The sequence below is a fragment of the Ruminobacter amylophilus genome, from assembly GCF_900115655.1.
Lineage (GTDB): Bacteria > Pseudomonadota > Gammaproteobacteria > Enterobacterales > Succinivibrionaceae > Ruminobacter > Ruminobacter amylophilus.
Genome location: NZ_FOXF01000032.1, coordinates 20,615 through 27,805 on the forward strand (window position 1 = coordinate 20,615; position 7,191 = coordinate 27,805).

The 7,191-nt window shown below is 37.8% G+C and carries 5 protein-coding genes; 1 reads left to right on the plus strand and 4 read right to left on the minus strand.

What is annotated here, in order from left to right; translation table 11 throughout:
- Positions 1 to 326 precede the first annotated feature (326 nt).
- The 4 genes from glnG to glnA all read right to left on the minus strand — a co-directional run bounded on the left by glnG (position 327) and on the right by glnA (position 5,031).
- Positions 327 to 1,772, minus strand: a complete 1,446-nt coding sequence (gene glnG / locus BMY80_RS08215) for a nitrogen regulation protein NR(I) (RefSeq protein ID WP_093142671.1) — start codon at positions 1,770 to 1,772, stop codon at positions 327 to 329.
- A 2-nt stretch (positions 1,773 to 1,774) separates the two neighbouring features.
- A complete protein-coding gene (glnL, locus tag BMY80_RS08220; RefSeq protein ID WP_031578718.1) occupies positions 1,775 to 2,842 on the minus strand; it encodes a nitrogen regulation protein NR(II) in 1,068 nt (355 codons plus the stop codon).
- An 83-nt stretch (positions 2,843 to 2,925) separates the two neighbouring features.
- Positions 2,926 to 3,474 (minus strand): DUF4124 domain-containing protein, encoded by a 549-nt coding sequence (locus tag BMY80_RS08225; RefSeq protein ID WP_093142673.1) that lies wholly within the window; start codon positions 3,472 to 3,474, stop codon positions 2,926 to 2,928.
- Positions 3,475 to 3,606: 132 nt separating this feature from the next.
- On the minus strand, positions 3,607 to 5,031 hold the full coding sequence (glnA, locus tag BMY80_RS08230) for a glutamate--ammonia ligase (RefSeq protein WP_093142676.1): 1,425 nt from the start codon (positions 5,029 to 5,031) through the stop codon (positions 3,607 to 3,609).
- A gap of 476 nt (positions 5,032 to 5,507) precedes the next feature.
- Between glnA and cysS the strand changes: the two genes are divergently transcribed.
- Positions 5,508 to 6,890 carry a cysteine--tRNA ligase gene (cysS, locus tag BMY80_RS08235; RefSeq protein ID WP_093142679.1) on the plus strand — a complete coding sequence of 461 codons (1,383 nt, stop codon included), beginning with the start codon at positions 5,508 to 5,510 and terminating at the stop codon, positions 6,888 to 6,890.
- Positions 6,891 to 7,191 lie beyond the last annotated feature (301 nt).

Sequence of the window (7,191 nt, forward strand, 5' to 3'; positions counted from 1 at the left end):
AAAAAAGGCATATAAATAGGGGGAATTTCAGGAAAACCAAAGAAATGACAGCATATACCAACGAGAAGGAAACAAATGCCTATCCCATACAATATTTTTGTCCAGAATGGTGCTTTTACTACAACTTTCAAAATATTCTGTCCATTAAATTATTTGTGAATATGAATTTGAATGATCAAACTTAAGCATTCAAATAATAAAATCTAATAACTACTGTACAATTTTACTCTATTTCCATGTACTTTGTAAAAAGTTGATAGAATTAGGAATAAGTTCAGATTGTGTATGAGGAAAACCGGCATCATGTATGATACCGGTTCTTGAGATTATTCAAGATTTAAATCTTTAAGCTTTCTTGTGAGAGTGTTTCTTCCCCAGCCGAGAAGTCTTGCCGCTTCCTGTTTATGATCGTGTGTGTAACGTAAGGCAGTGGTAATCAATGCTTTTTCAAATTCAGGCTGAGCTTCAGCAAGAATGTCGGTACATCCCTCATGCAGTTTCTGACTGACCCAATCTTTTAGCAGATTCTGCCAGGACAGATCTAAAGGCAGTTTATTTGACATATCACCATATTGTTTTTCTGCTGCACTGGAAGAATTATCTTCTTTTTTCTTTAATTCCTCAGGCAGGTCGTTAACAGAAATTTCTTTTCCTGATGCCATTACTGTTAGCCAACGACACACATTTTCAAGCTGTCTTACATTACCAGGCCAAGGAAAATTACATAAGTAATCTTCTGCATCGGGGGTAAGAATTTTTGTTTCTACATTTAATTCCTTTGCTGAAACATTTAAAAAACGTCGTGCAAGGCGAGGAATGTCCGTTTTTCTTTCCTTAAGTGGTGGGATATGTATGCGGATAACGTTGAGTCTGTAGAACAGATCTTCTCTGAATTTTCCTTCTGCTACCATTTTTTCAAGGTTTTGGTTGGTAGCTGCAATTATACGTACATCAACGGAAATGGAGCGATGGCCACCGATTCTGTAAAATTCTCCATTAGCCAAAACTCTCAGTAATCTAGTTTGAGCTTCAAGAGGCATGTCTCCGATTTCATCCAGAAATAGAGTGCCACCATTAGCCTGTTCAAACCTTCCCTGATTTGAAACATTCGCTCCTGTAAAGGCTCCTTTTTCGTGACCAAACAGTTCTGATTCGATAAGTTCTTTTGGTATGGCGGCCATGTTCAATGCAATGAACGGTTTATTGGCTCTGATGCTGTGTTTGTGGAGCGCATGTGCGACTAATTCCTTGCCTGTACCGGACTGTCCATTGATTAGAACACTAATGGATGATTTAGAAAGACGTCCGATAGCCCTGAAAACTTCCTGCATTGCAGGTGATTCTCCGATAATTTCAGACTCAAGATTTTCATGAATCTCATCGTTAGATTCGATATTCATTTTTTCTTTGTAACTTGCTTCTGCCTTTTTGACAATATCAAGTACTTCGTCAATGTCGAAAGGTTTAGGCAGATATTCAAAAGAGCCGCTCTGATATGAATTTACAGCACTTGTGAGGTCACTGTGAGCAGTCGTAATAATGACTGGTATGTTGGGGTTTTGTTCATGAACAATTCTCAACATCTCTAGCCCATCAATACCTGGCATACGGATATCTGAAATAATTACTTTAGGAGATGATGTCTTAAGAGCCTGTAATAGTTTCTCCCCATTTTCAAAGCATTGGCATACATATCCGTCCTGGGTGAGAGCTCGTTCCAAAACAAATCTGATTGAGCTGTCATCATCAACTATCCATACTTCCTTATTCATACTTACTCCTTTATTGGAATGTAAATTGTGAATTCTGTATAACCTTTCCAGCTATTACATTCAATTTTTCCGTTATGCTGATTAATTATATTTTGTGCTATGGCAAGTCCCAGGCCCGTACCTCCTTCCCGTCGTGTTACCAGAGGGTAGAATATTTTATCCTTTATGTCAGGAGGAATTCCAGGACCATTGTCGGATATTTTTATTACAAGAGCCAGTTTGACTATGGTATCGTATATGCTTACTCTGTATGCTGTTCTTGTCTTGAGAGTGATAATTCCGTTAGCCGTGTTATCTTCCTGCAGAGCTAATATTGCATTACATACAATGTTTATAAGTGTCTGCTCAATCTGTTCGGGATCAACAGAGAGTTCTGGAATGGAAGGATCGTAATCTCTAACTATTTTTATGTTTTCCGGCAAATTTACCTGCACAAGCTTACGGACTTTCTCAAGGATAACATGGATATTAGTCATTACATGAGGGGAAGCTTTCTGGGGACCAAGGAGTCTATTGACAAGGTTTTTTAATCTGTCAGCCTGCTCAATAATGATAGAAGTGTATTCTTTGACATCGTTTTGTCCTTTGAATTGTCTTTCGAGCAGTTGAGCGGCTCCTCTTAGTCCTCCTAGAGGATTTTTGATTTCATGGGCAAGATCTCTGACAAGCTCTCTTGCTGCTTCCTGCTGAGAATACTGCTCTCTATCCTTGTTCATTCGACGTTGAAGTTCAACTTTTCTGAACTCAAGGAGAATATCACATTGAGGATTGTTGTCGGTTATGGGGGTTACTGTGACTTCGACTATGACAGGCGACGCTTCAATGACAAAGGTAACTTCGTAATCTGTGTATCCCATGTCTTTGGAATGACATGCGAGAAGTCTAGAAAAATCAAAATTGGTATAATCAAAAATTTCATCAAGTTTTCGTCCAAGAAACTTTTTTGGACTCATTCTGAATATCTGTTCGGTAGCATTGTTGGCGTACTTTACCTTAAGCTTATGATCCAGCATTATTACAGCCGTAAACATATTATCCAAGGCGCAAACTGCAATGTTACTATCTGTCATTGTTTTTAATTCTCACAAAATAAAAGCACCATAATAAAACATTGTTGCCTTATTATGGTGCCCATAAAGCAATTTGTAAGTTACTATTTTTTGGCAACGACACGTAATACGACAACATTGATCGGTTCTGATGCAATTATTTTGCCATCTTGAGTCTGAAGTTTCACCATTATGGTGTGTTCACCACGAGGAACACCTTCGACTTCTACGCGCTGAGTGTTAGATGAGGAGGCGTAAAGAGAATTGTCAATGAATACACGAATGGCATAATTTCCCTGTGGTTTAGGGGTTACGTTTGCAGAAACAACAATTGTGCCGTTGTTTGCTCTGATTTCTTCACCATTTGATGGAGAAGAAATACTAATGTTGTAATTTAAGTTCTGATTACCAAAATCAGCTCTGACTGGTGGTCTTTGAGGTGTGTAGCTAGTAGAACTGCTACTTTGCACAGATACGTTTCCAAGCTTAGGAGTCTGTACATTCACCATGGTTGCTTTTTTATTGCTGTTCTGAGGGTTGTCGCCATAGTGTGTAACACCATTACTGTCTACCCATTTGTAAACGTCTTCAGCCTGCACGCAGGAGATACCTAATAATACACATGAAAAAATGATAATCTTTGTTAAATTCATTTTTTTATCCTCTTCGGAGAAATACAATGACTGCTATTATTCTAAATTCGATTATGCAAAAAAAAAGAGCCGAAAAACAGCTCTTTTTTATAATTATTAAAATATTTTCAATTAATATCCAATATTCTTATATTAGAGTGAATAGTAAAGTTCAAATTCTGCTGGATGCGGAATCATGTGAAGTTTATCTACGTCGCCCTTTAAAAGCTGAATGTATGACTGAATGAATTCTTCAGAGAATACACCACCCTTGGTTAAGAATTCGTTATCCTGTTCAAGACTGCTGAGAGCTTCACCAAGAGAGCCACAAACCTGAGGAATCATTGCTTCTTCTTCTGGAGGAAGATCATAAAGATTCTTATCCATTGCTTCACCCGGATCAATGTGGTTGATGATACCATCTAAACCAGCCATTAACATAGCGGCGAATGCAAGATATGGATTAGCAGTACAGTCAGGGAATCTTACTTCGATTCTTACAGCCTTAGGGCTTGATACACATGGGATACGAATTGATGCAGAACGGTTACGAGCAGAGTAAGCTAACATAACAGGTGCTTCAAAACCTGGAACTAATCTCTTATATGAATTTGTTGATGGGTTTGTGAACGCATTAAGAGCCTTTGCATGCTTCTTAATACCACCAATATACCATAAAGCCATCTGAGAAAGATTGCCGTAAAGGTCGCCTGAGAACAGGTTAACCATCTTGCCGTTTTCGTCATATTTACCGAGTGACTGGTGAACGTGCATACCTGAGCCGTTATCGCCGGCAATAGGCTTTGGCATAAAGGTTGCGGTTTTGCCGAATTCGTTAGCTACGTTCCATACAACATATTTTTCAATAAGCACTTCATCAGCTTTCTTGGTAAGAGTGTTGAAAACGGTTGCAATTTCATTCTGACCGCATGTAGCCACTTCATGGTGGTGAGCTTCAATCTTAAGACCAAGTTCTTCTAAGGTCTGACACATTGCAGATCTGATATCTTGAGAGGAATCTACAGGAGGAACAGGGAAGTAACCACCTTTAACGGCTGGACGATGTCCCTTGTTGCCGCCATCGTATTCAGTGGCTGAGTTCCATGCTGCTTCAGGATCATCGATTGATACCATGCAACCACTCATGTCTGTCTTGAAACGGATGTCTTCAAATATGAAAAATTCTGGTTCAGGTCCAAACAAGGCATAGTCGGCAATGCCGGAAGACTTAAGGTATTCTTCTGCTCTCTTTGCAATTGATCTTGGGTCGCGATCATAGCCCTGCATGGTAGTTGGTTCAAGAACATCGCAACGGATGAACATGGTCTTGTCGGCATAGAAAGGATCAATTAATGCAGTGTCAACATCAGGCATCAGAATCATATCTGATTCGTTAATGCCCTTCCATCCGCACATAGATGAACCATCGAACATTTTGCCGTCAGTAAAGAAGTCTTCATCGATACATGAAGCAGGAATAGAAATGTGCTGTTCCTTACCTCTAGTGTCAGTGAAGCGTAAGTCAACAAACTTTACGTTCTCTTCTTTAATTTTATTTAATACGTCAGCTACTGCCATTAAAAAATCCTCCAGTTAAGGAAAAAGTAAAATTATAAAAAAGTTCATAAGTACAAATGCGAGAAATGTGCCACATTTCACATTTGACTAGAAATATGTGTTTTATTTCACTTAAACGGCATTCCGTCCGTATTGTGAACCAAAATAAAGCACTTAATGAGTGCATTTGTAATAAGATGGAGCAATTTTAAACTCTCCTACAAATTAAGGCAAATGTACATAAGACTTTTTTTGTCATTGAAGATGCAAGAATGATGCATTGTTATCAGTAAAGTTACTGTTATCACTGTATTTTGGCGATTTTTACAGAAATATAAAAAAATTCAAATTATCTAGACAATTTTGTTTCTTGCAAAATAATGTGGTAAAAAAATATAATTAGCGAATAATATCGTGTGATACAAAGGATGAAGGATTTTTATATCAGTACATCCCAATTTCACAAACTGAAAAATAGAAAAGCAACTGAGGTTTTTATGTTGGAAATATATAACTCACTTACTCACAAAAAGGAGAAGTTTGTTCCTTTATCTGAAAACAAAGTAAAAATGTATGTATGTGGGGTAACCGTATATGATTTGTGTCATATCGGCCATGGCAGAACTTTTGTTTGCTTTGATACTATTGTCAGATATCTTCGCTATTCCGGATATGACGTTACCTATGTTCGTAATGTTACTGACGTAGACGACAAGATTATTAAGAGAGCCAATGAAAATCACGAATCATGTGAAAGTCTTACAAACCGTCTTACTGAAGAAATGTATAAGGATTTCGAGGCTCTTCATATAAAGCGTCCAGATTTAGAACCGAAGGCAACACACAATATTGATGTTATTATCGATATGGTGAGCAAACTCATTCAAAATGGTAATGCCTACGTTGCATCCAATGGTGATGTAATGTTTTCAATAGATTCATTCCCTCAGTATGGCAGACTATCTGGTCAGAATCTTGACGAATTACAGGCCGGTATCCGTGTGAATATTGAGGATGCAAAGAAGAATCCTTATGATTTTGTTCTGTGGAAAATGTCCAAGCCTGGCGAACCAATGTGGGATTCTCCTTGGGGGAAAGGTCGTCCTGGATGGCATATTGAGTGTTCAGCAATGAATTATAAGTATTTGGGCGAAGTATTTGATATTCATGGTGGTGGTTCAGATCTTATTTTCCCTCATCATGAAAATGAAATAGCCCAGAGTTGCTGTGCATTACATTCTGATTATGTGAAGTACTGGATGCATTCCGGTATGATGATGATCAATAAGGAAAAAATGTCCAAATCTTTGGGCAATTTCTTTACTATTCGTGAATTGTTAGAAAAATATGACGGTGAAGTTCTGCGTTATTTTCTTCTGAGCGCTCAATACAGAAGTCAATTAAATTATTCTGTGGATAACCTTGATCAGGCAAAGGCAGGTTTATCAAGATTGTATACAGCATTAAGAAATGTTGATGTACTGGAGCCCGATCATGATTCAGAATATCTTGTCCGTTTCAAGCAGGCTATGGATGATGATTTCAATACACCTCTTGCCTATGCCGTTTTGTTTGATCTTGCAAAAGAAATCAACACATTAAAGAGTTCTGACAAGGAAAAGGCAGGAAAACTTGCTGGTCTGCTGAAGGAACTCGGTGACGTACTTGGTTTATTGGCAATGGATCCTGAAGAATTCCTTAAGGGGGCTGTTGATAAGTCTGACGTTGATGTAGATTTAATAGAAGCTATCATCAAGGAACGTAATGACGCAAGAAAGGAAAAGAATTGGGCAGTTGCTGATGCTGCAAGAAAGAAACTTGCAGATATGGGGGTTGTAATAGAAGATGGCCCTAATGGCACAACCTGGAGAAAGAATTAAGTCTTAGTTATTTTTGCTAAAAACCATGTTACATACTAGAGTATGTGAAAATCTTTCTGTAAATAGAAAAACATCCTGAGAATTTTTTAAAGCAGTGACCTTCCGGTTACTGCTTTGGTGTTATTAATATTACCTGTTTGTTTTTATAAGTCAAGATTTATGTTTTATAAATAAAATAGTCAATTATTTCTATTGAAATTTAACTATTTTTATTAAAAAACAAAATAATTCCTAGACGGAAGTTTCAGCTTCCGTCTTTTGTTCATACCGGAAATCAGTCTGGTAATCGGCCTTCATACAT